25 protein-coding genes are annotated in these 26,563 nt (G+C 51.3%); 8 read left to right on the top strand and 17 right to left on the bottom strand.

The annotated features are described in order from the left end of the window. Positions 1 to 42 precede the first annotated feature (42 nt). The 4 genes from CFLAV_RS07895 to CFLAV_RS32025 form a co-directional block, all read right to left on the bottom strand. Positions 43 to 1,110 carry a HAMP domain-containing sensor histidine kinase gene (locus tag CFLAV_RS07895; RefSeq protein ID WP_007414143.1) on the bottom strand — a complete coding sequence of 356 codons (1,068 nt, stop codon included), beginning with the start codon at positions 1,108 to 1,110 and terminating at the stop codon, positions 43 to 45. Next, on the bottom strand, positions 1,107 to 1,781 hold the full coding sequence (locus tag CFLAV_RS07890; RefSeq protein ID WP_007414142.1) for a response regulator: 675 nt from the start codon (positions 1,779 to 1,781) through the stop codon (positions 1,107 to 1,109). Before CFLAV_RS07890 ends, CFLAV_RS07895 begins: the two co-directional genes overlap by 4 nt. An 80-nt stretch (positions 1,782 to 1,861) precedes the next feature. After that, complete coding sequence (locus tag CFLAV_RS07885; RefSeq protein ID WP_040547459.1) at positions 1,862 to 2,566, bottom strand: hypothetical protein; 705 nt, start codon at positions 2,564 to 2,566, stop codon at positions 1,862 to 1,864. 76 nt (positions 2,567 to 2,642) lie between these two features. Continuing rightward, the gene (locus CFLAV_RS32025) at positions 2,643 to 3,047 is read right to left on the bottom strand and encodes a PepSY domain-containing protein (RefSeq protein WP_007414140.1); all 405 of its coding nucleotides are present in this window, start codon (positions 3,045 to 3,047) and stop codon (positions 2,643 to 2,645) included. Positions 3,048 to 3,195: 148 nt separating this feature from the next. Between CFLAV_RS32025 and CFLAV_RS07875 the strand changes: the two genes are divergently transcribed. Then, positions 3,196 to 4,326: a hypothetical protein gene (locus CFLAV_RS07875; protein ID WP_007414139.1), complete on the top strand. Its 1,131-nt coding sequence runs from the start codon at positions 3,196 to 3,198 to the stop codon at positions 4,324 to 4,326. A 215-nt stretch (positions 4,327 to 4,541) separates the two neighbouring features. Here the strand turns inward: CFLAV_RS07875 and CFLAV_RS34815 are convergent, their stop codons facing one another. The 5 genes from CFLAV_RS34815 to CFLAV_RS07855 all read right to left on the bottom strand — a co-directional run bounded on the left by CFLAV_RS34815 (position 4,542) and on the right by CFLAV_RS07855 (position 8,867). After that, on the bottom strand, positions 4,542 to 4,895 hold the full coding sequence (locus CFLAV_RS34815) for a hypothetical protein (RefSeq protein WP_150107319.1): 354 nt from the start codon (positions 4,893 to 4,895) through the stop codon (positions 4,542 to 4,544). A 69-nt stretch (positions 4,896 to 4,964) separates the two neighbouring features. Further along, positions 4,965 to 5,849, bottom strand: coding sequence for an HAD family hydrolase (locus CFLAV_RS07870; RefSeq protein WP_007414137.1), 885 nt, complete (start codon positions 5,847 to 5,849; stop codon positions 4,965 to 4,967). 86 nt (positions 5,850 to 5,935) lie between these two features. Continuing rightward, positions 5,936 to 7,390, bottom strand: a complete 1,455-nt coding sequence (gene gnd, locus CFLAV_RS07865; protein ID WP_007414136.1) for a decarboxylating NADP(+)-dependent phosphogluconate dehydrogenase — start codon at positions 7,388 to 7,390, stop codon at positions 5,936 to 5,938. Between the two features lie 98 nt (positions 7,391 to 7,488). Then, the gene (locus CFLAV_RS07860; RefSeq protein ID WP_007414135.1) at positions 7,489 to 7,965 is read right to left on the bottom strand and encodes a hypothetical protein; all 477 of its coding nucleotides are present in this window, start codon (positions 7,963 to 7,965) and stop codon (positions 7,489 to 7,491) included. Positions 7,966 to 8,036: 71 nt separating this feature from the next. Beyond that, on the bottom strand, positions 8,037 to 8,867 hold the full coding sequence (locus CFLAV_RS07855) for an LpxI family protein (RefSeq protein WP_040547457.1): 831 nt from the start codon (positions 8,865 to 8,867) through the stop codon (positions 8,037 to 8,039). A gap of 338 nt (positions 8,868 to 9,205) precedes the next feature. Here CFLAV_RS07855 and CFLAV_RS07850 point away from each other — a divergent pair, with 338 nt between their 5' ends. The 4 genes from CFLAV_RS07850 to CFLAV_RS07835 all read left to right on the top strand — a co-directional run bounded on the left by CFLAV_RS07850 (position 9,206) and on the right by CFLAV_RS07835 (position 15,019). Further along, complete coding sequence (locus CFLAV_RS07850) at positions 9,206 to 10,960, top strand: sensor histidine kinase (protein ID WP_007414133.1); 1,755 nt, start codon at positions 9,206 to 9,208, stop codon at positions 10,958 to 10,960. Positions 10,961 to 10,989: 29 nt separating this feature from the next. Then, complete coding sequence (locus CFLAV_RS07845) at positions 10,990 to 11,409, top strand: response regulator (RefSeq protein WP_040547538.1); 420 nt, start codon at positions 10,990 to 10,992, stop codon at positions 11,407 to 11,409. After that, a complete protein-coding gene (locus CFLAV_RS32020) occupies positions 11,406 to 14,162 on the top strand; it encodes a response regulator (protein WP_007414131.1) in 2,757 nt (918 codons plus the stop codon). The genes CFLAV_RS07845 and CFLAV_RS32020 overlap by 4 nt, the downstream gene beginning before the upstream one ends. 101 nt (positions 14,163 to 14,263) lie before the next feature. Continuing rightward, entirely contained in the window at positions 14,264 to 15,019 is a 756-nt protein-coding gene (locus CFLAV_RS07835) for an NIPSNAP family protein (RefSeq protein ID WP_007414130.1), read from the top strand. A gap of 4 nt (positions 15,020 to 15,023) precedes the next feature. Here CFLAV_RS07835 and CFLAV_RS07830 read toward each other — a convergent pair whose 3' ends face one another. From CFLAV_RS07830 to CFLAV_RS07810, 4 genes are all read right to left on the bottom strand, one after another. Continuing rightward, positions 15,024 to 17,144, bottom strand: coding sequence for a hypothetical protein (locus CFLAV_RS07830; protein ID WP_007414129.1), 2,121 nt, complete (start codon positions 17,142 to 17,144; stop codon positions 15,024 to 15,026). A 146-nt stretch (positions 17,145 to 17,290) separates the two neighbouring features. Then, a complete protein-coding gene (locus CFLAV_RS07825; RefSeq protein WP_007414128.1) occupies positions 17,291 to 18,607 on the bottom strand; it encodes a DUF3142 domain-containing protein in 1,317 nt (438 codons plus the stop codon). A 19-nt stretch (positions 18,608 to 18,626) separates the two neighbouring features. Continuing rightward, complete coding sequence (locus CFLAV_RS07820) at positions 18,627 to 20,096, bottom strand: dihydrolipoyl dehydrogenase family protein (protein WP_007414127.1); 1,470 nt, start codon at positions 20,094 to 20,096, stop codon at positions 18,627 to 18,629. Positions 20,097 to 20,637: 541 nt separating this feature from the next. Continuing rightward, on the bottom strand, positions 20,638 to 20,826 hold the full coding sequence (locus CFLAV_RS07810; RefSeq protein ID WP_150107318.1) for a hypothetical protein: 189 nt from the start codon (positions 20,824 to 20,826) through the stop codon (positions 20,638 to 20,640). Positions 20,827 to 21,182: 356 nt separating this feature from the next. Between CFLAV_RS07810 and CFLAV_RS07805 the strand changes: the two genes are divergently transcribed. Beyond that, entirely contained in the window at positions 21,183 to 21,701 is a 519-nt protein-coding gene (locus CFLAV_RS07805) for a hypothetical protein (RefSeq protein ID WP_007414124.1), read from the top strand. Positions 21,702 to 22,015: 314 nt separating this feature from the next. On the opposite strand, the gene CFLAV_RS35455 is transcribed toward CFLAV_RS07805, so the two are convergent. Then, on the bottom strand, positions 22,016 to 22,180 hold the full coding sequence (locus tag CFLAV_RS35455) for a hypothetical protein (RefSeq protein WP_160164520.1): 165 nt from the start codon (positions 22,178 to 22,180) through the stop codon (positions 22,016 to 22,018). A 417-nt stretch (positions 22,181 to 22,597) separates the two neighbouring features. Here CFLAV_RS35455 and CFLAV_RS34810 point away from each other — a divergent pair, with 417 nt between their 5' ends. Beyond that, on the top strand, positions 22,598 to 22,813 hold the full coding sequence (locus CFLAV_RS34810; RefSeq protein WP_150107317.1) for a hypothetical protein: 216 nt from the start codon (positions 22,598 to 22,600) through the stop codon (positions 22,811 to 22,813). A 75-nt stretch (positions 22,814 to 22,888) separates the two neighbouring features. Here CFLAV_RS34810 and CFLAV_RS07795 read toward each other — a convergent pair whose 3' ends face one another. The 3 genes from CFLAV_RS07795 to CFLAV_RS07785 form a co-directional block, all read right to left on the bottom strand. Next, the gene (locus CFLAV_RS07795) at positions 22,889 to 23,440 is read right to left on the bottom strand and encodes a hypothetical protein (RefSeq protein WP_007414122.1); all 552 of its coding nucleotides are present in this window, start codon (positions 23,438 to 23,440) and stop codon (positions 22,889 to 22,891) included. A gap of 273 nt (positions 23,441 to 23,713) precedes the next feature. Beyond that, positions 23,714 to 24,178, bottom strand: coding sequence for a hypothetical protein (locus CFLAV_RS07790; protein ID WP_007414121.1), 465 nt, complete (start codon positions 24,176 to 24,178; stop codon positions 23,714 to 23,716). Continuing rightward, entirely contained in the window at positions 24,175 to 24,594 is a 420-nt protein-coding gene (locus CFLAV_RS07785; protein ID WP_040547454.1) for a hypothetical protein, read from the bottom strand. Before CFLAV_RS07785 ends, CFLAV_RS07790 begins: the two co-directional genes overlap by 4 nt. Before the next feature lie 229 nt (positions 24,595 to 24,823). Between CFLAV_RS07785 and CFLAV_RS07780 the strand changes: the two genes are divergently transcribed. After that, positions 24,824 to 26,467, top strand: coding sequence for an FAD-dependent oxidoreductase (locus CFLAV_RS07780; protein WP_007414119.1), 1,644 nt, complete (start codon positions 24,824 to 24,826; stop codon positions 26,465 to 26,467). The last annotated feature ends 96 nt before the right edge of the window (positions 26,468 to 26,563 follow it).

The following is a 26,563-nucleotide window of genomic DNA, read 5'->3' as shown; positions in this document are numbered from 1 at the left end:
GGATAGCCAGTCACCAGTAAACTGTTCGAGAGCGATACGCTTCTATGCCTGATGCAGGGGGAGGGTGACCATAACCGTAGTAATCGCCTTGGGTGCGGAGATCATTTCTATCCTGCCTCCATGCGCCGTAACAATCCATTGAGCTATACTGAGCCCAAGTCCGCATCCTTCCACCGCGCTATTATGCGCTGCATCACAGCGAAAAAAGCGGTCGAATACCCGCGGCAACATCTCCGGAAAAATGCCCGGGCCGGTGTTGGATATTTTCAACCGGGCTTCGCCCGCCTCGGCTCGTAGTTCGATGGCCACGCTGCCATTCTCCTGATTATATTTGATGGCGTTGTCTGTGAGGTTGAGTAACAACTGGCGGAGCCGATGTCGATCTCCCAATACCAGTGCCTCATCACAGCTTTTTAACTCAATTTGTACTTTTGTGGATTGCGCCAGAATTTGTGCGTCTTCGTAACAATCCTTCACGAGATCGCTTAAACGGACCTTCTCTCGTTTCAGGGTGATCAACCCGGCATCCGCCTTGGTAAGCAGAGATAACCCGTCTACAATTTTCGTAAGTCGCTGAATTTCATCCAACTGGCTGACAATACGCTCCTTGTTCCCTGCATCGGTTCCCTCCCGAAGTGCAGTTTCCAGTTCGCCATGCATCACCGTCAGCGGCGTTTTTAATTCGTGCGAGGCATGGAGGGTAAATTCGCGTATGCGATTGAACGACTGGTCCAATCTGGCCGTCATGGCATTGAATACTTCGGTCAGTTTGTCCAGTTCATCGCCGTTTCCGGATCGGGCGATTTTTTCATGCAGGTTGCTTTCGTGAACCTTGGAGGCTGCTTCCGTGAGTTTTACAACGGGATTCATTGCCTTTCGCATCAACCACCAACCACCAGCCAAGCCTACAACGGCCGCCGGGATTCCGCACCAAAGCGCGATGCTTACGACATCCTCCGGACCGTCTTCCTCAGCAGCTTCTCTGTTGGATCCTCCTCTGGATTCAGCGCGTTCTGCCGACAACTCACGATAAGCCAGGGCAGTGATCAGGAAAGTGGAGGCAAAAAGGATGCTGGCGTACCACAGCGTGAGCCGGTTGCGAATGGTCATGACTGCTCCTTCATGACATATCCAACGTTACGGACAGTGTGCAGCAACTTGGGTTCGAATCCTTCGTCAACTTTTTCTCGAAGTCGCTTGATATACACGTCCACCAGGTTTGTGCCCGGATCAAAGTCGTAATCCCAAACTTTTTCCAAAATAGCCATTCTTCCGCAAATGCGACCCGGCGTGCGCATGAGAAACTCAAGCAGTCGATATTCCCGGGTCGTTAGTTCAAAGCTGGTTCCCCCGCGTTGCGCCTGGCGCGTGATCGTATCCAGCGTCAGATCAGCAACCTGGAGTAGAACCGACTTTGGCTCATTCGACCGGCGCCCGATAGAGCGTACGCGAGCGATAAGCTCGGCCAGGGCAAATGGTTTGGGCAGGTAATCATCAGCGCCGGCATTCAATCCCTCGACCCTTTCGTTCACTTCACCACGAGCTGAGAGCAACAGCACCGGGGTCTGATTCTTTTGCTGACGCAACTGACGCAATACGCTTAGTCCATCACGACCCGGCAGCATGATGTCGAGGACGATGGCATCGAAGGGGGTGTTGGAAGCGAGTAAGAGGGCTTCTGTGCCGTCATGAGAGACATCAACGGCGAAACTCTCCGCCTGGAGCGCCTTGCGAATAAACGAGGCGGTCTTCTTCTCATCTTCAACAACCAGTATGCGCATCAGCGTAGTTGTAACATATTAATGGCCTTTGCCAACAACTGGTCTGAAGAGCTCGTCAAGATTCTCGACCGGATTCATCGTTACTTTTTAACGAAGCCGTGGCTCACCAGTTTCAAGGTGTCGTCCTGAACAATGCCAATGTCGGGCGCGTAAATCTTTTGCTCAACGGTATCTTTCTCCAAAGGCGATGTCTCCCTCACTTTTAGACAACCCTTGAAGTCGCCTGCCGGAGTCTTGACGGTTGTATCCATGCTCAGGTTTTCTCCGCGATCCATTGCTTTTCCAGGAGCATTTTCCTGATAATACTTGTCTCCAGACTTGGCGGTTCCGGGAATCATTATGCCATACTTCGCGCCATCAATTCCCGAAAGCCACGAGCCTTCGTGGTTGGCCAGTTTCCCATTCTTATACATGTCAACATCTTCGCCGAAGTAATAAAGAGTGTGTGTTTGATTGCCTAGGGCAAAGTAGTTACGGGCCACTTCCACGAGTTGGCCGTTTTCGGTTTCGCGTTCTTCGACGACTCGTGTTTCTACATTGTCCACCTTCTTGGTTTCCTCCAATACTGTAATGGTCAGATGAACCGACTTTTTATCTTCCTTTCCATCCAACACGAGTTGGTAGCCCGGCTCCAGAACCCAAAATGGATTCCGTCCGGTGGAAGAGAATGAAGTGTCTTCAGCTTTTAGATTTTCCTTCCACTCCGCTGCGTGAAGTGAAGGGTTTGCAATCGCACCCACGATCAGCAACGAAAACAAACTTAATGCCTTGGTTCCAGATTTCATATTAAAGGTTTGTTTGTATGTGGAACGGTGCCTGCCGTCGAACAACAGGCACCGGTTCGAAAATGTGGGAGATGATTTACTTCTTCTCTTCCTTCTTATCGTCATCATCATCCTTCTCGGCCTTCTTGCCTTTCTTTTCCTTGGCCTCTTCCTTGGCTTCTTTTGCTTCGTCCTTTGGTGTTTCCACGTCGACTGCGATAACGGCACCAGTCATGGCGTCCACATTCACTTCAGTGATGTTCTTGGTGCCTTCCTTGGAAATGTCAAAAGACCAGATCAGCTTGCCTTTTTCTTCCTCGAGTTCGCCTTCCTTGATGGTGCCGCCGGGGACCTTTTCCAAAGCTGTCTTTTCAGCCTGTTCCTTGGTGATCTTGGCCTTGGCGAGCAACTTGGCATCATCAGCGGCCAGGGCGCGGTTTAGTCCAGTGCCGAGGAGGGCGGTAATGATAAGTGTGGAGCAAATAATCTGTTTTGATTTCATAGTTTTAATTTTTTTGGTTTCAGGACCTTCATCATCTCACCAGAATCTCGTGAACCTTGCATGAATCACAAATGAAAAGATTGTCATTTAGCGGTATTTACCCAAGAATGTTCGACTCGGAAACCGAGTTAGCTTACTCTAGTCACTGATGAATCTATCGACCGTGCCCGTTAATTTTACTGACCCGATTAACGCCAGGATTCTGGCCGTGTCGGAAGACCGAATTCAAGGCTTTCAGCGGAATCCTTTGGGCGAAATCTCCCGGCTCTCCGGCGTCGAACTCCCCATTGTGATCGAACGGATTCAAGCCATGGTCGCCGCCGGCACGATTAGGCGCGTGCGTCAAACCTTGCTCGCCACCAATCTTGCGCAAGGCTCCCTTATTGCCTGGCAGGTTCCCCAAGGCAAATTGGACGCTGCTTTTGATTACATGTTCCAGCAGGATCCATTTTCGGGCCATGTCGTCACTCGTTCCACCGATGCCGCCACACCCGGATCGAATTACAAGCTCTGGACCACCCTGAAAGTTCCGCAGGGATATTCGATGACGAAACATTGCGAATTTTTGGCAAAGCAAACTGGCGCGGAACACTTTCGTCTGATGCCGGCCAAACGCCTGTTTGCGCTTGGGGTGGGGCATACCCGTCGTCGCGGCATGGAGCCGGGCAGCAAAAGCGAAGAATTGGCGGAGGTGACAGAAGTGCAGGTCGTCAATCTCAACGATGAGGAGTGGAAGATTTTGACCGCTTTGAAGCGGGAGTTCCGGCCTGAAGAGATTCGGGAAAACATTTGGGATGCGAGGGCTGAAGAAGCCGACGTCTCACTGGAAAAGTTCCACGCGATTGCCGAAGACCTGAACAAGAGGAAGATCATTGGCCGGTTCTCTACTTTCCTCGAACACGTGAAACCCTTGCAGGACGGGGAACGGGTGACTCGCTTTAATGCCTTGTTCCATTGGGCCGTTCCAGCTGGCAGGGAAATAGAAACCGGTCGCCAGGTGGGCCGACATCACATCATGACCCACGCTTATTGGCGGGAGGGCGGGCCGGAATTCCGCAATGTCAATATCATGGGCGTGGCTCATGGAACGGATAAGGATCTGGTGCTGGCGCACAAAGCGGCCATTGATAAGCATCTGAAAGAAGTGGGTATTCCTGTAAGCTACACAAACGTCTTCTGGGGTGGTCGGAGTGAGATTAAACCTTCGGAAATTTCTCCTTTTGCTTATTGTGATTGGTGTAAAAGTGTGGGACTTGATCCGGACAGTATGAAGACTTGAGGGTGCAGTTCAAAAGCACGTCCTTTTCGAGAGAGTCAACAACGTCATTTCAGCCCGGCTAACTCTTGCTTATAACCGGAGTCAGTTTCGAGTTGTGCTTTTTCGCTACTGTAAATCTGCGTTTTAATTTCAAGCAGGGTAATTCCACCAAATAGTATAAGGCCAGGGTTATGGCGAGGACTATGGGAATCGAAACATACTGCCATCCGGCTACGCTATGATCTTTGAGCAGAAGAAATACAGGGTAGTGGCATAAATACAACCCATAGGAGATTCTGCCTGCAAATACCAATGCCGGTATTTGCAATATCCACCGGAACAAACCTGTCGTGGAGGTGACAAGTTCCAGAATGAAGTGATTTAAAAACCGCTGAGGACGAAAACAGGTCGACGCCTATGAAACCGGTATAATCACCGGTTAATTCAGCAAGGAAGGCCAGCACAAGAAGGATGGCAACACCCCGAACACCATCGAAAGCCTTTATATACCCGAGATGAAAAGCTTCTGACGGGATATTCTTTTCTGCCGGATCACTTCCCTTCGCTCCCAAAAGGAAGTCTGAGTTCAAATAATTGACCAGAAGCTAGGAATAAAATGCCATCCGGTCAATCGTTACACTCTTGCGAACAAACGAATTTTACACTTGCCAGGTCGGCTTCTCTGGAAGGCTGGCATCAAACTCTTTTACAAGTTTGGCCTCGTAATCACCAGCATAAGTTCCTGCGAAGAAACGGTCCAAAGCTTCATCCTGAAAGCGTTTCCATGACTGCTCCTCGCGTCCTGGAGTAATCGGATAAAATAATGCGTGATTCGCTTTGGCAGCCTTGTAATCGCCGGGTGCATCACCAATCATCAGGATTTTGGTGGGCACGTATTTATCATCGGCAGCAAACTTCAGATGTTCCGTCTTCGTTCCCATTTCCTGGCCGGCAATAATTTTCACAAAGTTTCGAAGCCCGTGCTCAGCCCATTCCCGTTCGAGTGCTGGAGTCGGAGTTTGTGAGATTACCATGGAATCGGCCTTTTGGCTGATCTTCTCCAAACTTTCACGAACGCATGGAAAAGGGGGGACACCATGAACAATATCATCAATGCAGGCATTCACCGCATCGGACCATGCCTTGACCTGGGCCAGCCCGGTATTGCCATTTTTCACCTCGGCAGCCAGCGTGGCATTGCCCAATTTGGACTCGCGCGCAATCCATTCATCCAGCGCTTTCGTATCGGGAATCTTAACTCCACGGGCAATGACTTCCGGGCGCTCCCTTAAAAGATTCAAGGCACGGGAGAGGGCAGGGAAACGATTTGCCCCACGGGTTTTGGAATACAGATTTACAAACTCCCAGGTCTCGCGCGCATACTTGCTCACCGCCTGCAGGTTGAAATGTTTGATAAACATCGGCACGAAACATTCCTTATGCTTGATTTCCATCGAGTCGAAGATGCACCCATCAGAGTCAATGCCGATGAAAAATTCTTTGGTTGGTTTGAAATCTTTTAAAACCTGTGCCGGGTCGCTCATACTTTAAATTTTGGTTGATTCTGACGTGAACAGAAAAGCGGGCGGAAGAGGTTCAAATCCCTTCCACCCGCCACATGATTCAATTCTTACGCGTTGTAACTGCCGGAGGCAACATCTCCGCCATGACCTGTCCAATTGGTATGAAAGAATTCGCCACGGGGTTTGTCGATGCGCTCATAGGTGTGCGCGCCGAAGTAATCGCGTTGGGCTTGCAACAGGTTTGCCGGCAACCGGGCCGATCTGTAGGCATCGTAAAAGTTAAGCGCAGTTGAGAACGCCGGCGTCGGGATGCCCTTCTTGGCTGCGATGGCGACAACATTACGCCAGGAGCGTTGCGATTCCTTGATGGCGCCCTTGAAGAATTTGTCGAGCAGGAGGTTCGTAAGCTTTGGATTCGCGTCGTAAGCTTCCTTGATTTTGCCCAGGAACCGGCTGCGGATGATGCACCCACCGCGCCACATCAGGGCAATGCCGCCATAGTTGAGATTCCACTTGTACTCCTTCGCCGCTGCGCGCATCAACATGTAGCCTTGGGTGTACGAAATGATTTTTGAGGCATACAACGCGCGACGGATGTCCTCAATGAATTTTGCGCGGTCTGTGCTGATCTTGGGCCGCGGTCCCTTCAATTTCTTGGCGGCGGCCACTCGTTCCTCCTTCAATGCCGAAACACTGCGGGAATAAACCGCCTCAGCGATCAACGTGATGGGTATGCCCATATCCATCGAAGAAATCACGGTCCATTTGCCCGTTCCCTTCTGGCCGGCAGTATCCTGGATATTATCCACCAACGGCTGGCCATCAGTGTCTTTAAAGGCCAGGATTTTGGCGGTGATGTCGATCAGGTACGAGTCCAGTTCTCCTTTATTCCATTCGGCAAAAACCTGGCTCATTTCATCAGCGGTCATCCCGAGGCCATCCTTCATCAGCTGATAAGCCTCGCAAATTAATTCCATGTCACCGTATTCGATGCCATTATGCACCATTTTTACATAGTGACCTGCGCCATTTTCGCCAACCCAATCGCAGCATGGGACGCCGTCATCCACCTTGGCAGCGATGCTCTGGAAAATTTCCTTCACGTGTGGCCAGGCAGCCGGTGAACCGCCAGGCATAATGGAAGGACCATTGCGTGCCCCTTCTTCACCACCGGAAACACCGGTGCCAATATAAAGCAGACCTTTGGATTCGACATACTTGGTCCGGCGTATTGTATCCTGGAACAGGGAATTGCCGCCATCGATGATGATGTCGCCCGGTTCGAGATGAGGGATCAATTGTTCAATGAACTCATCAACCGGAGGGCCTGCCTTTACCATGAGCATCACGCGACGCGGACGCTTGAGTAGCGAAACCATCTCCGGGATGGAATGCGCGCCGATGACCTTGGTTCCCTTGGCTTCCTTGTTCAAGAACTCATCCACCTTGGAAACGGTGCGATTAAAAGCGACCACTGTATAACCGTGGTCATTCATGTTTAGGATGAGGTTTTGCCCCATCACTGCGAGCCCGATTAGTGCAATATCCGCTTGAGGTTCCATTTTGTGTTTTCCTTCGATAAATACGTTACTAACTAGTTACTCTGCGCCAGTGGTTTTTACAACCGCTGCCTAATTCTTACCTGAGTCGGTAAACCTGCCTAAGCTTGTGCTCCTAGCTGAAGACGTGGATCAGTTTCAAGCATGGCCTTCAAATTTGGCCAGTTGGCTTCATTCATTTCGTTAAAGGCGAGCAGGTAAACTGCCACCTCTTCATGAGGAAATTTGGATAACAATCCCTCAACTGCAGCCTTGAGCTTTTCATCGTCCATGGCAGGGGGGAGATCATCCACCACACCTTCCTTGTGCGGAATCCCGAGCGCATCCAGGTATTGCACGAGCATGGGATTTTGTTTTTTTACCAGCCAGGTCCGAATGAGATTTCCGGCAGCGGGTTCCATGGCGGGACGGGTCAGCGTGGAAAGCATGGTGGTGTGACGTTGAGCCCGGGGTTGACGCTCCAGGAAGACTGGGCGCACCTTGCGCGCTTCTGCTACAGCGCCCAGCATGGCCCGATACAGCGGCTTGTCGGTTTCATAAGCATAGGAGAGGATCTCCGCTGCGAGAGTGGGTGACATAAACCCAAGTAATTCGTGAGACGATAACATAGCAATTTTGTTAAATTCAGATTCTATTTCCCGACATAATCTCAAATTTTCGTTTCAGAGACGGTAGTAAGCGTAATTTTATGCTTTCTGGCAAGCTGTTCGCAAACTTCCGGTTCCAGGAGCAGTGTTCTTCCCGCCTCCAAAGCCAGCACAGAAACTCGTGCCGCTACGCAGGTTTCCAATGTCTGTGGGCCAATGCAAGGAATATCAAATCGCAGATCATGCTTCTCCTTGGCTACTTTGACTGCGATGGCACCGCCGTCCTTACCCGCCAGTTCACCGCCGCGCGCCAGACATTTATCCGTCCCTTCAAAGCCTTCCACCGCCAACACCGTTCCATTCTTCACCACCACAATCTGCCCAACTTCCAGACGTGAAATCTCCTTCGCAATCTTGTAGCCGAACGCAAGGTCTGCTTGTTGATCGGAAGACAACTTCGGACCGAGTCGAAACTCACCGGCCGGCATTAATGGCTCAAGCCAGGGAATCGCTTCAATCAACTCCACCCCATCCTTCTTCAACTCGTTTGCGATTGCACCAAATATCGTGTGCGCATTCTTCTCTTTCAATTTGAAGAGCAGCGTCATCGCCCGCAAGTCGGGTCGCAAGTCGAAAAGGTTTTTGGGTGAAATCTGCCCAACCATCACACATTGCGTAACACCCCGATCAGTAAAGGCAGAAATCATTTTTGAGAGCTGACCAACCCTAAGCCAGATCAACTCATCCACCAGTTCAGCTAGTTTTGGATCGGTCTCATTCTCAAATCCGACAGCAACCAGCTTCTTAATGCCCATGCTCCGGGCCTGGCGGGCAAAAATGAGCGGAAGCGACCTGTTCCCCGCAATTATTCCTAAAGTATGAGAGTGGACCATCCTTATCCTTCTCTGGAACGACGAGACTTTCTTATATTTGCAAAAACGCAGGCCGTATGGCTTCCTAAAGCCCCGGCCAAAAAAGCTTTCACCGAATATGTCGCGAAATGCATCACCACTGTCCAATTTAAGTACAAAAAGTGTATCTTGTAAACCCGTAGGTTGACTAAAGGAGGTAAAGAAAGTCCCGCGCCAAAGTTTCAAAATCGTGATGCTTCTGGCCTGTAATCTGCTCCTGTCTAAGGAGCTTCGCATGATTACAGGGCGGAGTAACGGCTTTTGTCAGGTTTTGCGGAAGCCAATGGTTGAGAAAACTCAATGAGAACTCATTATTTGCGATGAATACCGCTGCAGTATGGGCCGATGAGGCAACCGACAATAAAGGCCTGAAGGGTCTTTCTGACACTAAACGGGTTCTTATCCCGGCAGTGTTCCTATTGATGCTTGCCATGGCTGGCAGCGCCTACCTGTACGTGTCTGGCATCCAAAGCATGCACTCCATCTCCGCCCAGGGAGGAGACATCGAGGACATATCGCGTGTTACCACCCGTGCCAAAGTTTGGGCTCTTCAATTGGGGTTGACGACCGCAGTAACTGGCGGTGGACTGTTATTACTCACGGGGTTCGGCCTGCGTAGGATGGAACGCAAGGGAAAAAACCGCACGGAAAAACTCGGCCAGGAACTTCAAAAGCGTATTCAGAAACTTCAAGACCAATTGGCAGACGCGAGAATTTCTGAGGAAGAGACGTGTAAAGTCCGGGATGAGATGGAAAAGAAGTATTCAACTCTTTCTGAAACCCACGTTAATTTGCAGGAGGAACTCAACCGCCGCAAATTGGCCGAAAAAAGTCTTACCCAGCAAACGCAAAAACTCGAACGTTCCAAGGACGTGCTGGAACTTCATGTCCAGGCTCGTACTCAGGAATTGCAGAAACTGCAACGAAGAAACGAACTCATTCTGGACTCCGCTGGCGATGGCATTTGCGGGTTCGATCTTCAGGGAAAAGCGACCTTCGTCAACCCGGCCGCTGCGCGCATTTCTGGTTGGAAACTGGAAGAAATGATTGGCAAGACCGAGGAGGAAATATTTTTCTCCGCGAAATCCAAAATACCGGACGAACAACTCAACTGGGTCAAAGCTGAGAGTGGTGACCGGCTTCCAGAACAATGCTTTTTGCGAAAGGATGGTGTCAAATTTCCTGCTGAATACATCCGTACGCACATCAAGGAAAAGGACAAGGTGGTGGGCGCGGTGGTGATGTTTAAAGACATTACTGAGCGCAAACTCGCGGAAGACCGGCTTGCCCACAAGGCGGAGGAGTTGGCCAGTTCGAACGCCGAGCTGGAGCAGTTTGCCTTCGTGGCCTCACATGATCTACAGGAACCGCTCCGCAAGATTCAAGCTTTCGGTGACCGGCTGAAGGTCAAGTGTGATTTAGTCCAGCTGGGGGAAGGGCGCGATTATCTGGATCGCATGCAAAACGCAGCCGCCCGGATGCAAAGGCTGATTAACGACCTGCTGGCATTCTCAAGAGTGATCCGGTCCTCTGATCCGTTTGTTCCAGTCGATTTGATGGCAGTTGGAAGGGAAGTGTTGGGGGATCTGGAAACCAGCATCGAAAAGAGCAAGGCCCAGGTGACTCTAGGAACGCTCCCCACGATTGATGCTGATCCAACTCAAATGCGGCAGTTGCTGCAGAATGTAATCAGCAATGCTTTGAAATTTCACCAGCCGAACGCAGCTCCGATGGTAAAAGTTGAATGCAAGGTCGTTACTCGCGATGAGGTCAAGGATGATGTCGGCATGCCGAAGCCTCCACCAACGGCCAAGGCCGATGATAAATTCTGCATCTTAACCATCAAAGACAACGGTATCGGCTTTGAAGAACAGTATTTGGAGAAGATATTTGCGGTGTTTCAGCGTCTCCACGGACGCTGCGAATACGAGGGGACAGGAGTTGGGCTTGCTGTTTGCCGTCGCATTACCGACCGTCATGGTGGCTTGATTACAGCGCAAAGCAAACTTGGTGAAGGGGCCACCTTTGTCATAATCCTTCCAATGCACCAGCCGAAGCTCGAGGAGCAAAAGTGAGTGTGCAAGGCAAACTGCCTTTAATATTAATGGCGGAAGACGATTCTGATGATCGACTTCTGGCCAAAGATGCGGCCACGGAATGCGGTCTTGGCGTTGACGTACGCTTCGTTGAGGACGGCGCGGAATTAATGGACTATCTTAAACGCCGAGGGAAATATATCGACCCTGCGGCAGCTGCCCGCCCGGATCTGGTTATTATCGATTTGAACATGCCCCGGAAGGACGGACGCGAGGCGCTGAAGGAAATCAAATTGGATGCCGAACTCAAAAAGATTCCGGTGGTCATTTTCACCACCTCCCGCGCGGATACCGATATAAGCCTTGCCTATCAGCTTGGAGCCAATTCTTTCATTACCAAACCGGTGGCATTCGATGCGCTTGTGAACGTGATGAAAGCCATTAAAGCTTATTGGTTTGATGCCGTTATCCTGCCGATAAACAAATGAAATTAATGACTGAAGCTGAGGTGATCAGGGTGCTCGTGGTGGAAGATGACGAGGACGATTATATTATTACCAGGGGATTTTTTTCCGAAATTCATGGAAATTCCTATCGATTGGAATGGTTCAAATCCTACGAATTGGGCCTGCAGGCAATGATTTGCAATCAGCATGATATTTGCCTGGTTGATTACCGTTTGGGAGCGAAGAACGGCATTGAATTGCTTAAGGAGGCGCTCGAAAAAGGCTGCCATGCTCCCATCATCATGTTGACCGGACTTGGCGAGCATCAAATCGATCTCGAAGCGATGAGGGCTGGAGCCGCCGATTATCTCGTGAAAGCCAGTCTCCAGCCTGATTCGTTGGGCCGGTCTGTGCGCTACGCAATAGAGAGGAGTCGAGCTGCGGCGAAAGCCGATTTCGAACAGGCCAGCATCGCTGCCCTGGGTGCGGATGTCGGGTTGGCACTTACACAACGCGAGTCTCTCGGCACCATACTTTACCGCTGTGCCGCGGCAATGGCGCGCTACTTGAATGTTCATCTCGCACGCATCTGGACCCTGGAAGCCGATGGCGAGACCCTCCAACTGATGGCCAGTGCCGGGGCTATCAATGAAATTGGCACCCGGGAAAACCTGCTGCCCGGAATAAGTGGTGATCAGCAACTACTCGGGAATGGAAAACCCATCCTGGTACAAAGAGCACTGGGTGATTCCAGGGTTCCATGTCAGGATTGTGTGCAGGCAGAGAAAATTGCCGCCTATGCTGGTTATCCGTTGTTGTTGGAGAACCGGCGAATTGGTCTGATTTCCATTTTCTCGGTCGCGGCACTTCCGCCGTCAGTGATCCAGCAACTTGGCTCCATCGCAAATGGCATATCTCTTTGCATCGATCTAAAACGTTCCGAAGAGGCCCTTGACGCAAGTGAGTCCAAGTATCGGGCAGCGGTCGAGAACATCAAGGAAGTGGTGTTCCAGTTGGATGAGTTTGGTCATTGGACCTCGCTCAACCCGGCGTGGACTGATATTACCGGGTTCGAAGTCAAGGATACGCTTGGCAGCTTGTTTCTGGAATATCTCCATCACGATGATCGTCAGCGCAACAGTTTCATCTTCCTTCAACTGATTGAGCGAAAACTCGACTTCACGCGCCATGAAACACGAATTCTTACCAAGGATGGCAAGACACGGTGGGTCGACATTTATGCACAGCTTACCTTGAATGCGGATGGCAGCATTTTGGGAAGTTCTGGAGGTTTCACCGACATCACTGAACGTAAACAGGCGGAAACGCAAATTCAAAAGCTCGCCGCATTTCCAAAGGTTAATCCGAATCCAGTGCTGGAATTCGATGCGGAAGGCTTGCTCACCTACTTCAATGATGCGGCCCTGGCGTTGGCGAAGTCCGTCGGGTTTGCCCATCCCATGGCTATTTTGCCACCTTCAGCGTCGGATGTATCCAGGCAATGCCTGGTATCGAACCAAAACCGGTTGCGTGAAGACGTCACGATTTCAGGAAGAACTATTTCATGGTCTTTCTTTCCGATAGTTGCGAGCCAGGTGGTTCATTGCTATGGAGCGGACATTACCGATGTTTTGCATCTGGAAGCCCAATTTCGACATGCACAAAAGCTTGAGTCTGTCGGGCAACTGGCGGCTGGCGTCGCTCACGATTTCAATAACATCTTAACGGTGATCCAGGGCTATTCAGATAATCTGCTTGCACGTTGTGACGGGGATGCGGCATTGACCGGCCCGTTAAATCAGATTTCTGATTCCGCGCGTCGTGCATCGACATTGACGAGGCAATTGTTGATGTTTAGTCGCCGACAGGCAATGCAAACGGAAACTCTGGATTTGAATGCCTTGCTTCAGAACCTCTCAAACATGCTCACCCGGTTGCTGGGGGAGGACATTGCAGTCGAGAATCAGTACGCCCTGAACCTTCCTCCTATTGAGGCAGATCCCGGCATGATTGAGCAAGTGGTGATGAATCTGGCTGTTAATTCCCGCGACGCCATGCCCAAGGGCGGCAGATTGCTGATCACCACTTCCTTCCTGGAAGTGGGGGAAGCCCATCTCCACAAGCATCCGGATGCGCGGGTTGGAATGGCTGTTTGTCTTACCACGGAGGATACCGGCTGTGGAATGGACCCGGAAACCATGAATCGAATATTTGAACCATTCTTCTCAACCAAGGAGGTGGGGCGGGGAACGGGCCTGGGTTTGGCTACGGTATATGGAATTGTAAAACAGCATGCTGGGTGGGTTGAGGTAAAGAGCCAGGTGGGTACTGGAACGACATTCACTATTTTCTTCCCGGCTTCAATTTCTGTTCATCAGCCGGTCCGCAAAGCTCTTCGGGCGCCAAAAGCTCAAGCTGCGCAGGGGCAGAATGAAACCATCTTGTTGGTTGAGGATGAGCCAGTCCTTCGCGAATGGGTAAAAGATGTGCTGCAGACCAATTCGTATCAAGTGCTGGAGGCTGGGAGCGGGCGGGAGGCGCTAAAAGTCTGGGACGATCAGGGCGGAAAGATTGATTTGCTGCTTACAGATATGGTGATGCCCGATGGCATGACCGGTCGCGATCTCGCCAAACAACTCCGGGCTCGTGAGCCAAAGTTAAAGGTAATCTATACCAGCGGCTACAGTTCGGACATTGCGGCCAATGACCCTGAACTACGCGGAGTTCCATTTTTATCCAAACCTTTCCCGGCCCCCCAACTCACCGAACTCATCCGCAGTTGCCTCGATGCTTGATTTAACCGGCCTTGAGGAAGGCGGGGCTTTGGCAATTTAAACAACCTTTTTGTTTGACAGTGGCAGCCTCGCCTTAGCATTGTCCCATTCAGAGAATTCTTATGAAACTATTCATCTCTTTGCTTTCCACTCTCCTTTTGGTTTCCATTGTCTCCGCAGCCGATGCGGACACCCGTTGTTTCGAAATGCGGACGTATCATGCAGCGCCCGGCAAGCTGGATGATTTGAACGCCCGGTTCCGAAATCATACAATGAAGATTTTCGAGAAGCACGGAATGGCAAACATTGGATATTGGACCCCGGTGGAGAATACGAACAATCTACTTATCTACGTTCTGGCCTATCCAAGCCGTGAAGCGCGTGAAAAGGCGTGGAAGGAATTTGGAGCCGATCCCGAATGGCAATCGGTTGCCAAAGCCTCGGAAGCCAATGGCAAGCTGGTGCAAAAGGTGGAGTCCGTCTTTCTCTCTCCTACCGATTACTCTCCCCTCGTGAAGCCTTCGCAATCAAAGGAACCTCGTTTGTTCGAACTGCGCACCTATCATGCTTCCCCGGGAAAACTCGACGACCTCAATGCTCGCTTCCGCAATCACACGACTTCGCTTTTTTCAAAGCAGGGCATGGCCAACTTCGGCTACTGGACTCCCACAGAAAAGAAGGACGGAGCAGGGGAGACACTCACATATATTTTGGCTCATAAGGACAAGGAAGCAGCCTTGGAATCATGGAAAGGTTTCCGTGCCGATCCCGATTGGATCAAAGCTAAAACAGCCTCGGAAGTAAACGGGCCTCTCACCGTCAAAGACGGAGTGAAATCCGTCTACATGATCCCGACAGATTACTCTCCGACAAAATAGCAGTTCAGTTCGTAGCCTCTGGAGACGGAGTAAGTATTTCTTCAGGGGGCGGCAAGGCAGGCGTGATGCCGTTCGGTGCTTCATTATCGGACGGCATTGGTTCTTCAACGCGCTTCGACCTCCGATCTTTTCCGGGAATAATATTTCCAGCCTCATCCAATTCCGGAAACCATCGCGTGCGATCCGCCTCTTCTCCCAAGGCGGTTTTCCGGCACCGTTTCACCAACGCTTTGTAAAAAATATCGGCGGTTTTCGGATCTCGATCTTTCAGCCAGACTCCGGCGGACCAGAGCATTTTTGCAGTCTCGTCTGAATTATTCGGCATCAATTTGGCGCCATCCCAGGCAATAAAAGCAGCTTGGTAACGATAGTGAAAGCGAACATCCGGGTCGGTCTTATGCCGTTGGTAGCGGTTAAGTTCATCCTTGCTTGGAACTAAAACCTTTGCCAATTCGTTGGTGCGACGCGTTTCATCGTCAACACCCCTTTCGTTGCGGCCATTGTCGACGTGCCAGTCTGGGGCCAGCTCAGTCCCGATCAACTCCATCCCCTGGTGCCGCAGGATTTTTGCTGCCTCGAACAATTCTCTCCCGCGCTGATCCGGCGGCAGGCTCTCGTTGTATCCTGATGTCAGATGCGTCATCAATTGCTCGTAGGAAGTCTCGATCTTCTTCGGAAAATACGCCCGCGCCTCGGCACCCCGGCTGAGCCGCGTCAATCGCCTGGCCAATAAATAACGAATTCGTTCAGACTGAACCTGCGGGGTTATCTCCTCGTACCATGGCATTGTTTCTTCGGCTTCCTTTTTGCCATCAACTGTTTTCTGCTCCTCCTGCTCTTCCAATGGCCAGTGGCTATCCACATAACCTTTTAACTCATCCACGCTGAGCACCCGTTCTGCCACGTATGCGGCATCTTCCCAATAACCGGAACGGAGGAGTGCATCCAATGACTCCAAATACTCGCGCCTGGCCAGATGCAACACTCCCAACTCGGCGAGCACCTGGCTCGGAGCGGTTCGTTCCTCAGGCCAGTTTCCTGGATTATTCATGTAAAGACTATTTGGAAACGTGCCCTGAGGAGCTTCGTTCGTACCAGGTTGTTCAACAGGAAGTCTTTGGGCTACCAGCGAAAGAACGGCAGCAGCTTTTTGAATTTTTCCCGCTCGAAGGAGTAATTTGGCCTGAAGCCATTGCGCCGTGGTGCTGTTGCGTGACCGATCAATCCAGTGTTGGGCCAGCTCCATTTCGCCGTTTTGATACGCAGCCAAAGCCAGTTGCTCCGCTGCTTCCACATCACGCATCCCGGCGGCTTCCACTGCAGCCAGCCAGGCATTCACAGCGGGGACTGCATTCTCGAAACGTGGCGGTTTTGCTTGCGATATGAGAAAAGCGGTAATGACCTTGCGCGTTCGGGGATTTTTCGCGAGAGCTTCCAATGTGGCCGGATCTCCACTTAATGATTCCATGGCGGCAAACCGAAGCGACAACACCGCCGTCGAATCCCCGCCAGCATATTGTTCCAGGTAAAGTTGCAGCGCCCGTTCGAAATTCTTTTGATGCAGGTTGACCTGTGCCTCCCATCCGAGGCTCGCGGTGGCTAGTCCAAGACTATCCCTCAATCCCGCTTTGACCAGTTCGCGCACCTGTTTGTAATACTTGAGCTGGTCTTCCTCCGTTCCGGCCACCCTTCCCAGCATATAAGCCGTCCAGGTGGACCTGAACTGACGCTCCTCTTTTGGACGTTCCAACAACTTCTCCCAAATCAATCTGGCTTCATTTGTCCTTCCACCGTGAAACGCAATGCTCCCACGAAAATAATCTGCAAACTCTCCCGGCAGCCCGCCGGGGACTTTTATTTCCCCCAACTCTGGCTTCGGTTCCTTGGGTTTTTCATCTCCTCCCAGAGTCCATGGTGGGTCCTGCCACTTCTCGAGACTCTCTGTGTACTGCTGAATTTTCTCCCGTTCATCGCGATATTCTTCCAGTATGCTTTCTCTTTGTTTGGCAGGAACTTTTTCCTTCCTCAATGCCGCCTGCAAATCCATCAAATCCGTTTCCAGCGTTTGCTGCATGTAGCTGTTCGTTGCCGGGTTCGCCACAAACGCCGGCGCGGGCAATTTCATCCGCTCCCAATTCACGCGTAAAGTTCGCCACGGGCGCCGACAGCACGGCTTTATCTCCCTTGTCAAGGAGCGTGTTTGGAAAGGAGGGACCGCACGCCAACACCATGTCTGCTCCAAACCAGATCAGTGCACAAAAGATTGCTTTCCTAAGGTTTCCTGGCTTCAACTTGCACCTCCTCATTGTCGCTCAATCGCAACCATCCAATCGACCAGCGCCCACCCGGAACAAGATGTCCGGCAACGGCGGTTGAGCGCGCACGAAATTGCATGGCATTGGAATTAAGTTCTATTGCTTCAAAATCACGCAGGCCATCGCACGCCACAAGGCGCGCATGATGCCAGCGAATTTCAATGACAGGCCGTGAGGAAAGGTCGACCTCGCCATCGTTAACCAGGCTGATTTCCACCAACCCGGGCTCTGGCCGCTTCGCTTCCACCCGTGAACTTTCACGCGGTTGACGACCGGCCATGACTGCTTTCAAAGTAGGCCACGACCAATTGAGAACATCCAGCGAAATCGGCATGCGATACCAAAAAATTCCTTTCAGCGCATCAGGGTGGCTCTTTCCCAATTCTTCAACCAGTTTTGCCAACGCCCTCGGGTCGGACCAAATTTCTTTGACCCGGGCTTCAGCCGGCCAATTCTTCGCCGGTCCCTCGGCGGATAACCCCAGGAATTTGCCCTCAGTATTGAACGCCACCACATAGCCATAAGTAGGCAACGCCACCCTGAAGGGAACGCCGATCTCTCCCGCTTTCATAACCGATTTCCTGGCCAGCACTGGATCGCACAACTGAAAAGGCGAGTTAAAGGTTTTTGGACGCTCAAACGAATGCACCTGCAGGATGTATCCATCGGCGGCTTTGGCAAGCGACGAAAAGGAGCTCTGGCTTAACCAGCTTGGCAAAGCCGTAATAATTACGGGAACGGGTGTCACCTTCTTCCGAATTACCTCCACCCAGGTTCGGTAGCCTTGCAGCTTCGATTCGGCACAATCAAAATCAATCTGCAGTTCCTGCACCGAAACCTTATTCGCCTGCGCTTCGGCAATAATCGAATACGCAACTTCCTCCAGGTATTTTGTTGTTGGTGCATCCGCGGTGAATGGGCCGGAAAACGCCCCAATCCTTAATGCCAGTCCAACTTTGCATTTGGCTTCCCGCAATACCGCATAATCCAGCGGCACCCGCGTCAACTGCGGATTTCCCTTCCTCCAGGTTACCTCTGCATTCAGCACCACCATCCCGGTAAACTCCTGGGAATGTTGCTGAATGGCTTTCTGCACGGGGTCATTCCATGCGCGTTGCCAAACATATACCTCTTGTGACAATGGCTTGGAGCTTTCCATTGTGCCTCGAGCCATGGCCCCAAACGCCAGCAACACCAACATTGCAACTACATAAACTTGCCTGGTCACCAGCGCTCTTCGCAGCCCCAGATTCGCTGAAGTCAAAGCGGTCATGGCGGTAACCTACTTCATCTCAGGAAAGAGCCTTCTGGCGATCTGTAAGCTCCACGGGGCTCGGCTGAATTTCCAATGCCAATTCCTCCGCCGGATATGTCCAGATCTCCGCCAGGGTCGGATGATAATGCGGCATCGCGGCCAGTTCCTTCACCGTCATTCGCTTGTACATCGCCGCAATGATTTCATGGATCAACTCCCCGCCGACAGGCCCCACGCAACAGCCGCCAATGATTTCTCCCGTCTCCGGATTCGCCAGCAGCTTCACAAAACCATCCTTCGCTTCCATGATCATTGATTTCCCGTGATCTGCGAACGGATAACTCGCGGCACGATAGGGAATGTTTTGTCGCAACGCTTCTTTTTCTGTCAAAGCAACCATGGCGACCTGCGGTTCCGTGAACACCACGGAATTCACCAATCGATAATCCATCCGGCGTGGCTTGTCCGGAAAGGCAATGTTATGGCCCGCCGCTTCTCCCTGCATTACAGCAATGTGCACAATCTCATAAGGCCCCGTGCAATCTCCTGCGGCGTAAATATGCTTTGCAGATGTCTGCATCTCCTCATTCGCGATAATCCGGCGATCCTCCACTTCAACCCCGGCTTTGTCCAGGTTCAGCGACTTGGTATTTGGCACACGCCCGAGCGCATACAACACTTCCTCCGCTTCCACCCGCACCTCCTTCGCCTCATGCAAAAACGAAACCCCCTTCAATCCATTCGTTTGCCAGGCATCGGTCAACGTCGTGTTCGTATAAACCGTCATGCCTTCACGCTTAAAAACCTTCTCCAACACCTCGCTCGTGTCGGTATCGAACTCATGTAGAACATGCGGGCTCCGTTGAATCAAAGTCACCTTCACATCGAACCGCGCAAAAAACTGCGCGAACTCCACCGCCACCGAACCGCCACCCAAAATAATCAAACTCTTGGGCAGCTTCTTAAGCATCAGTGCCTCATCGCTGGTGAGGTAATCCAGTTTGGATAAAAAGGGCAGGGGAGATGGCGCCACCACCGACCCGGTGCTGATCACGAAATTTCTCGCTCTGAGTTTTTCTCCCGTGCTCAGAGTGATCGTATGTGCATCCACGAAGCTCGCCTGTGCCCGAATGAATGTGAAAGTATTCTCGCTTAATTGTTGCGCTCTGTAATCAGCGAATTCCTTGATCAACGCATCTTTCCGCGCCATCACCTTTGCAAAATCGAATGAAACCTTTCCGCTTTGAATCCCCCAGGCAGCCGGGTGCTCGGCCAAGTGCTTCACTTCCGCTGCATAAAGCAACGCCTTCGTCGGCATGCAACCCCGCAGAATGCAGAGCCCGCCCACTTCCTTCCCGCCTTCAACCACCGCCGTGCGCAAATCAGCATTGGCCGCCGTCCGTGCCGCCGCGTAACCGCCACTGCCACCACCCACCACGATCACATCATAATCAAACTCGTTCATCGCCTTTAGCATGAAACCGCTGGCACCCGTTTTCAACCGCATTCATAAATAAAAAGGATGTGCCGTTAACTGCCGTTAACTCAAGGTAGCTCCAGTTAACTCACGATGGCCCTCCGAGAGTATACCCACTTGGTTCTTTGTTCCAACCATCGCCCATTGACACCGAACCGCGTCCAAATCTGGCAGCTTGACAGTGTTGATAACCCGGAAACGTTGTAGCTCGGTCCGCATTCTGGCTTCTGAATTCTGGATTGTGACTTCTCTCCATAAATTTTTTAACCTTCCGATACCGACTAATACCTTCCGATACCTTCCGGTTTCCATATTCACCATTCGAAATTTGGCATTCACGATTTCCTTCACCGCCATCTACCGTCCGAACCCCAATAAAAGCATTAATCTCCACCCCGTCAGATCCCCTCCCAAGGCGGATTATGGACGACTGACCGCTGACAAAGGACCTCCCTTGAATTGAAAACGGATTCATTTTCACGAACTCATTTTGCAGGAGGGGTTGGACATACGCTGTCCATCCGCTGAAGTACGGATCAATTACTGTTTCCTTGTGCCCCAATGACTTGCGTTAGCCTTTTAAAAAGGCAGAAAATTCTTTGCCTTCGTCACGAATTCTTGCTCCCGCATCATAACTTGCCAGCTTCTTCGGCAGGCTAAAATTTACACTCTGAACCCACGTTTTATTGCTGCTCTTAACAATATTACAGACGCGCTGCACCTGCCTTGGGTGCACGTCATGCTGGACCAGTTGGATCATGCTTTTGTCTTTTGATACTGGCTCGGAATCCACCGTCGAACTCGCTCCCGCAAAACGCACCAAATCTTGTGACGCACGACCACCCGCCCCCATTTCCACTTTACATGGCTGCAAACCGGCTTCATGCTGTGAAGTAACAGCAAATGCTGGTACAAAATGGAGTGCCGAAACACAGAATCAATCCTTGCCACCAAGTTGCGGAAGGAAACCACCATCACGTTGAAATAGACCGCCAGACGCCTTCACATGAGCACCAGGCCATTATCAGCAACTGCCTTTACCCGTCTCAAAGAATATCAAAATGAATCTACGAATCTATGTTCGTAGAGGAATAGCTGGGCGACTCTCAGCATTTTATGAAGAACCTTATTCTTGTGTTCAGTTTTGTGGTTATCGCGTCTGCGTTTGTCACCGGCTGCGAGCAAAAGACGTCGAACTCATCCGCAGCAGGTGGCCAATTGACTGCGGCAGACCTGGCACAACTCATGGACTTTCACGCATGGAATGTTCCCATCCCTCAGTCGCAGCAGCCATTCAAGAGCATCCGACTGGTGATTATTAAACGCGATGGGACCATCGTCACAAAGTTGTTTGACACCGGGAGCGCCCTCGATTCTGAGCAGCCATGCACGTCCATTTTTTTGGGCTTTCGCGTCGAGAGAGGGACTTTTACCGGGCACTTGAATACCCGCGACTCCAAAGGCGGAGGCATAGGGTGGGGGCTCAATTTTACGGACGCATTCGCAGACTCCAGTCCAGGCTGGGGGACATCAGGAACCGCGATATGGAACGGCAACCATGCGGAACTCGGCCTGGCCACCAAAAGGGGTGAGATGGTCTACGACAACTTTCTTGCTATCGAGTTGGTGAAATGAATGATGGCCTTAAGTGAGACTAGATAATCCTTATTGATGGCGGGCATTCAACTTTCCTGTAATGTGGAGGGTGCCCACGAATGTCATTTCTGATGACAAGGGCTATCGCTCCTTTGAGACACTCTCCAATGCATATGGATCAACCCCATCCACACTATGAACCTCATAGGAACGCATCCTGCCAAAATCAAAAGTGCGTCTCATTGAAACCCGAACAATATCATTGGTTCGCCCGCGCAACTCCGTCGCCAGTTCCGAATCCCCCAACCCTCATCCCCGCCACGAGTCTCCATGGAAAGGGCGGAAGGCCAGATCTAAACCAGCCTGCGGGCAAACGCGCGGAACGCGTGCCGCCCCGGGTAATCATCCCTCAGCAACACCCACACTTTGCCGCCCCAGTTGGCGCGAGCAACGCGAGCATCTGCTGCCTGTCCTCCCTCCACTTCCGTCAAGGGTGAGACAAAACGCCAACGCGCCAAACTTTAAGTTCATTAAGGCTTCCACCCGGACACCTCGATCCACGTCAGCAACCGCCTTTACTTGCTTAAAAACATTGAAACAGTATAAGTAATTTGTAACCCTTTCGTACGGGGGAATCCAATCTCTAACCTCGAAAATATCCTATGTGTGTGCGATCAATGAATCGACGATCGAGAAAAGGAATGTTTAATGGAGGCCATCTTCCTCATCAAGGATCGCTAGGTTTGCTGTTATTGCTGGTCTTGGCATTGGCGTTTCAGGGCTGCAGCCGGATAGTGACTGGTGGTTTCGTTGACTCGCCGGATAAAAAGTTGCGTATATATGGGAGGTGCTTGGGACCGTTGGGTCGCCACTTTCCTTTTAACTCCTCAACAGTTAGGATTACGATAGTCGCAAATGATGGACGTGAAACCACATTGTTTAAAAAGGAATTTCGTGTTCGAGGAGAAGATGTCGGGTGGGATGCGACCTGGGACCAGAGCAATAACCTCAGTGTGGTTATTTATGATTACGGCAAGGGAGTTACATTTCACGGGCTGGCAAAGGACGAGCCACCGAGGAGGGTGTTCCGCAAGTTATTCTACCGCTTCGATTCCAAAACCGGCACATTTACAGAGCAGCCTGCCAAATGAACTGCGCGAATGCTCGCCATACTCGGCGCGCAATGCGAGCATCTCCTCCAATGGAGATTAATTCCAATCGCCCCTTTACGGCACATAAGGATCAGTTCCATTCACACTACGAATCTCATACGAACGCATCCTGCCAAAATCAAAAGTGCGTGTCATGGAAACCTGAACCGTATCATTGGTTCGCCCACGCAACTTCGTCGCTAGTTCCGAAGAACCCGTCAGGAACCTGTCTCCACGACTTGTGACCAGTTCCACGGTAATTTCTTCTCCTTGTCCAACCAGACGATATTTCATCTGCTCATCGTAATGGCGGACCACATTTGTGTTGGTATACCAGATGAGGCAAATCGCGGTCGTAATCCCCAGAAAACTCCAACCAGCCCTTCGGCGATGCAGGAACAGGAAAACTGCCGTTGCCACATACGCTCCCGGCACAACAATCACGAACAGCCCCATTGCGACAGGTGATGCAAAATGGCTGGTCAGAACCACGGTTAACCAAATCGTGAAAGTGCTTGCCACAAAACCCCAACCCGCCTGCCGACATTTGCGAAACAAACAGACCGCCAGTGCAATATAACCTGCCATCAAACCAATGAAGACCAGTAAAAGTGTAAAGCCAAACATTGTATCCTCATAGTTGAACCTATTTCTGAACTGACGAAGAATCCGTCAGTTTTGTTCAAAGCCACTAAGTCACCTTCTTCCTTCGACAGGATCGCCCCCAGTTTCATTGCCTCCCGCGACCTCCCCGTAGCCGCCGAGGAAAGGAGGCGGACAACCATCTAATCCAATATTAACTTTTTGCCGTCGAACTCGTTTGCCGGAATACCCTTAACTTTCCGCTGTTTCTTAACTAAAAAGTCTTGCTCGTTTCTTGCATCCGCCGCTCTCCTCCTGCTATGGGTCCCTTCTATAATCTTGAATCTGCTTAAATCCCTTTGCTAACAACGTCGCCGAAACAAGGTTCAGATTTGACTTTGTGTTTGCATAAAAAGTGGTGAATTCGTCGTGGTCAGCATAAATCACAAACGGTTTTGGGCTGGGAATAAAGATGAAATCAATCCAGCTTCCAAAGGCAACGGCCAGCAATTGTTCAACCTCCTGCTTGCTTTCAGCGGTGATGGATAAGTCGCGAGTAAGCGTAGCCGTTTCCTTGTGCTGAGTCAGCAGGACTACCAGACTTTTGGCATCGAATACCACTTGGTCTATAGTCACCACTCCTTGTTGAACCGGTTCAAGGGTGGAAACAATCGTTTCTACAAATAGAGGTAAATCTTGCACGGGAGTTTGAAAGGTCTGCTGAAATCTCCAGGGAGTGCGCCTAAACTTTTTGACCGCGCCTGGGGTGCTACTGGTTTTCATTCGTCTCGCGCATCAGCATCAGTCGTTCCGGGATTTCCACTTCGCCATCCCGTCCCATGACAAAACCTGCATGTTATTTTTACAGCCTCACCTTTGCAGATGATGCAATTAGAATCAACGCATTGAATCCGCCAGCGATTACCTTCAAGTTGTAAATGGTAGCGGTGTTTCTGGTGAAGCACTCGACTGTGGAGCTTTCTGATCAATTCAGTAATCGCTATTGCTCCTGTGTCAGAACTGGAAACACTCGCAATCTTTTCTGACTCCCATGCTTCCAATGTTCCCTTGCGGCTGTCGAAGTAGCATTCGCCGGTGAAAAACTTTTCCCGAAAGGGCGCGCGGCTCGCCAACTCTCGTTTCTCAGCTTCAATATGTTCGCGCAAATAATCGCGCATGAATTCTTCAGGTGTTGGCATTGGCATCCTTTCAAAGAGTCTGTTTGTGGCGAGAATTTCTGTCAAGCCCATCTCCTGCGCTTAAAATTCAGTGCCTTCATCGCAACGCTTGCACTCCTGAAACGCCTTCCTCTTAGTGTCTATTCGTGTGAATTCGTGGTTGAACCTGATTGTTTCCACCTGGTTGCTCTTTGACTTAAGTCGTTTGACGGGTAAAATTTACATTTAGAGGCTCGGGTCTTAATGGATTATGAAATTCAAAATTGTCATCGCAGGCGGAGGCTTTGCGGGAGTGTATTGTGCCAAATCGATTGTCCGTCGTCTCGGGCACGGTAGCATCGATCAGGTGGCATTGATCGCTGAACAGAATGTGATGGTGTTTCAGCCGATGCTTGCAGAGGTGGCCGGAGCCGCGCTTTCCCCGCTCGATGTGGTGAATCCTCTGCGGCAGTTCTGCCAGGGGGTGAATGTTCTGCGCGGCAAGATCATCCGGGTCGATTTGGAAAGGCGGGAACTGGAGCTGGACGCTGGAAGGTTTACCAAAAACCTCATGGTGGAGTTCGAGCACCTCGTGTTGGCCATTGGCAGTGTTGTCGATTTAAGCCGCGTGCCCGGCATGCCGGAGCATGCTCATGTGCTGAAAAATTTCGGCGATGCCTTGAAGTTGCGTGCCGCCATGATTAATCGTCTCGAACAGGCAAACCTGGAACCTGACAATGACGTCATCCGCAGATTATTGACCTTCGTCGTCGTTGGCGGCGGCTATTCCGGTGTGGAGACAGCAGGGCAGATGCTGGACCTCGTGGAGGACGTAAAGCGGTTCTACCACAACCTTCGCAATGCCAGCGTGCGGGTGATCCTGGTGCATAGCGGCCCACGATTAATGCCGGAGGTGAGCGAGTCACTGGCCGTCTATGCAGAAAAAAAATTACGCGAGCGGGGGATGGAAATCATTCTCAACTCGCGTGTTGTTTCGATGACCGCCAACAAGGCCTTTTTGCAGGACGGCAACTCCATCGAAACGAATCTGGTCTTGTCAACCGTCGGCAATTCACCGAATCCCGTGATCACGGACATCTGCAAGCAATATGGCCTCGAGTCGGTAAAGGGACGCATTCGGACGGAACCATCAATGCAGGTAAAGGGCCGCGATTGGCTCTGGGCCGCCGGCGATTGTGCCGCTGTGCCGAGCAACGGTGAACCATCCTCGCCGCCCACCGCCCAATTTGCTCAACGACAGGGAAAACTGTTGGGAGAAAATGTTGCTGCGGTTTTAAGCGGGCGGAAGCCTCAGCCATTTCATCATAAGAACCTGGGCCAACTGGCATCCATCGGCCATCGTACCGCGGTCGCGGAGATACTGGGCATGCATTTTTCCGGATTTATCGCCTGGTTTATCTGGCGCACGACTTATCTCTTCAAGCTGCCCGGCATTGAGCGGAAGTTTCGGGTAATGGTGGATTGGACGGTCGACTTGTTTTGGCCGCGTGACATAAGTCTCGCGGCTCCGACACCAACAAAATTGCTGCAGGAAATGCATCTTGAAAAAGGTGACGTTGTCTTTCACGCCGGAGAGCCTGCCTTCTCATTCTATATTTTGAAGGAAGGTCAAATCGACGTCTTTGACGGCGATCGACTGCTGGGCTCAATCCCGGAAGGGCAGACTTTCGGCCAACATGCCTTGGAAGCCGGCAGGTCATGGTATTTTAGCGCGATCGCCGCAAAAACGAGCACACTGGTTGCCGTAAGCCGGGAAGCTTTTGAAACCTTCTATAAATCGAGCCAGAATTTTCGCGATTGGGTGAAACGTTCCGAGGACGAAGGACCCATCGCCAGGGAAGTTCGCCGCAAGGCTGCGAGCCAGGAGTTGAAGGAACCTGTTACAAAAACGTGATCGAAGGTGGTTCACTTCTTATTTTTCAAGGAGAGCCGATATGAGGGCGAACCATTGTTTATTTTATCTTTGGCTGACACTTTTCTGCCTGGGCCT

Source organism: Pedosphaera parvula Ellin514 (genome assembly GCF_000172555.1).
Taxonomy (GTDB): Bacteria; Verrucomicrobiota; Verrucomicrobiia; order Limisphaerales; family Pedosphaeraceae; genus Pedosphaera.
Note: the sequence above shows the minus strand (reverse complement) of the source record. Positions and strands in the feature narration are given on the sequence as shown.

What these genes read in the sequence shown, in the direction of transcription:
- CFLAV_RS07895 (WP_007414143.1), bottom strand. Translation starts at nt 1,110, where the DNA reads ATGACCATTCGCAACCGGCTCACGCTGTGGTACGCCAGCATCCTTTTT.
- CFLAV_RS07890 (WP_007414142.1), bottom strand. Translation starts at nt 1,781, where the DNA reads ATGCGCATACTGGTTGTTGAAGATGAGAAGAAGACCGCCTCGTTTATT.
- CFLAV_RS07885 (WP_040547459.1), bottom strand. Translation starts at nt 2,566, where the DNA reads ATGAAATCTGGAACCAAGGCATTAAGTTTGTTTTCGTTGCTGATCGTG.
- CFLAV_RS32025 (WP_007414140.1), bottom strand. Translation starts at nt 3,047, where the DNA reads ATGAAATCAAAACAGATTATTTGCTCCACACTTATCATTACCGCCCTC.
- CFLAV_RS07875 (WP_007414139.1), top strand. Translation starts at nt 3,196, where the DNA reads ATGAATCTATCGACCGTGCCCGTTAATTTTACTGACCCGATTAACGCC.
- CFLAV_RS07870 (WP_007414137.1), bottom strand. Translation starts at nt 5,849, where the DNA reads ATGAGCGACCCGGCACAGGTTTTAAAAGATTTCAAACCAACCAAAGAA.
- gnd (WP_007414136.1), bottom strand. Translation starts at nt 7,390, where the DNA reads ATGGAACCTCAAGCGGATATTGCACTAATCGGGCTCGCAGTGATGGGG.
- CFLAV_RS07860 (WP_007414135.1), bottom strand. Translation starts at nt 7,965, where the DNA reads ATGTCACCCACTCTCGCAGCGGAGATCCTCTCCTATGCTTATGAAACC.
- CFLAV_RS07855 (WP_040547457.1), bottom strand. Translation starts at nt 8,867, where the DNA reads ATGGTCCACTCTCATACTTTAGGAATAATTGCGGGGAACAGGTCGCTT.
- CFLAV_RS07850 (WP_007414133.1), top strand. Translation starts at nt 9,206, where the DNA reads ATGAATACCGCTGCAGTATGGGCCGATGAGGCAACCGACAATAAAGGC.
- CFLAV_RS07845 (WP_040547538.1), top strand. Translation starts at nt 10,990, where the DNA reads ATGGCGGAAGACGATTCTGATGATCGACTTCTGGCCAAAGATGCGGCC.
- CFLAV_RS32020 (WP_007414131.1), top strand. Translation starts at nt 11,406, where the DNA reads ATGAAATTAATGACTGAAGCTGAGGTGATCAGGGTGCTCGTGGTGGAA.
- CFLAV_RS07835 (WP_007414130.1), top strand. Translation starts at nt 14,264, where the DNA reads ATGAAACTATTCATCTCTTTGCTTTCCACTCTCCTTTTGGTTTCCATT.
- CFLAV_RS07830 (WP_007414129.1), bottom strand. Translation starts at nt 17,144, where the DNA reads ATGAAATTGCCCGCGCCGGCGTTTGTGGCGAACCCGGCAACGAACAGC.
- CFLAV_RS07825 (WP_007414128.1), bottom strand. Translation starts at nt 18,607, where the DNA reads ATGACCGCTTTGACTTCAGCGAATCTGGGGCTGCGAAGAGCGCTGGTG.
- CFLAV_RS07820 (WP_007414127.1), bottom strand. Translation starts at nt 20,096, where the DNA reads ATGCGGTTGAAAACGGGTGCCAGCGGTTTCATGCTAAAGGCGATGAAC.
- CFLAV_RS07810 (WP_150107318.1), bottom strand. Translation starts at nt 20,826, where the DNA reads ATGATCCAACTGGTCCAGCATGACGTGCACCCAAGGCAGGTGCAGCGC.
- CFLAV_RS07805 (WP_007414124.1), top strand. Translation starts at nt 21,183, where the DNA reads ATGAAGAACCTTATTCTTGTGTTCAGTTTTGTGGTTATCGCGTCTGCG.
- CFLAV_RS07795 (WP_007414122.1), bottom strand. Translation starts at nt 23,440, where the DNA reads ATGTTTGGCTTTACACTTTTACTGGTCTTCATTGGTTTGATGGCAGGT.
- CFLAV_RS07790 (WP_007414121.1), bottom strand. Translation starts at nt 24,178, where the DNA reads ATGAAAACCAGTAGCACCCCAGGCGCGGTCAAAAAGTTTAGGCGCACT.
- CFLAV_RS07785 (WP_040547454.1), bottom strand. Translation starts at nt 24,594, where the DNA reads ATGCCAACACCTGAAGAATTCATGCGCGATTATTTGCGCGAACATATT.
- CFLAV_RS07780 (WP_007414119.1), top strand. Translation starts at nt 24,824, where the DNA reads ATGAAATTCAAAATTGTCATCGCAGGCGGAGGCTTTGCGGGAGTGTAT.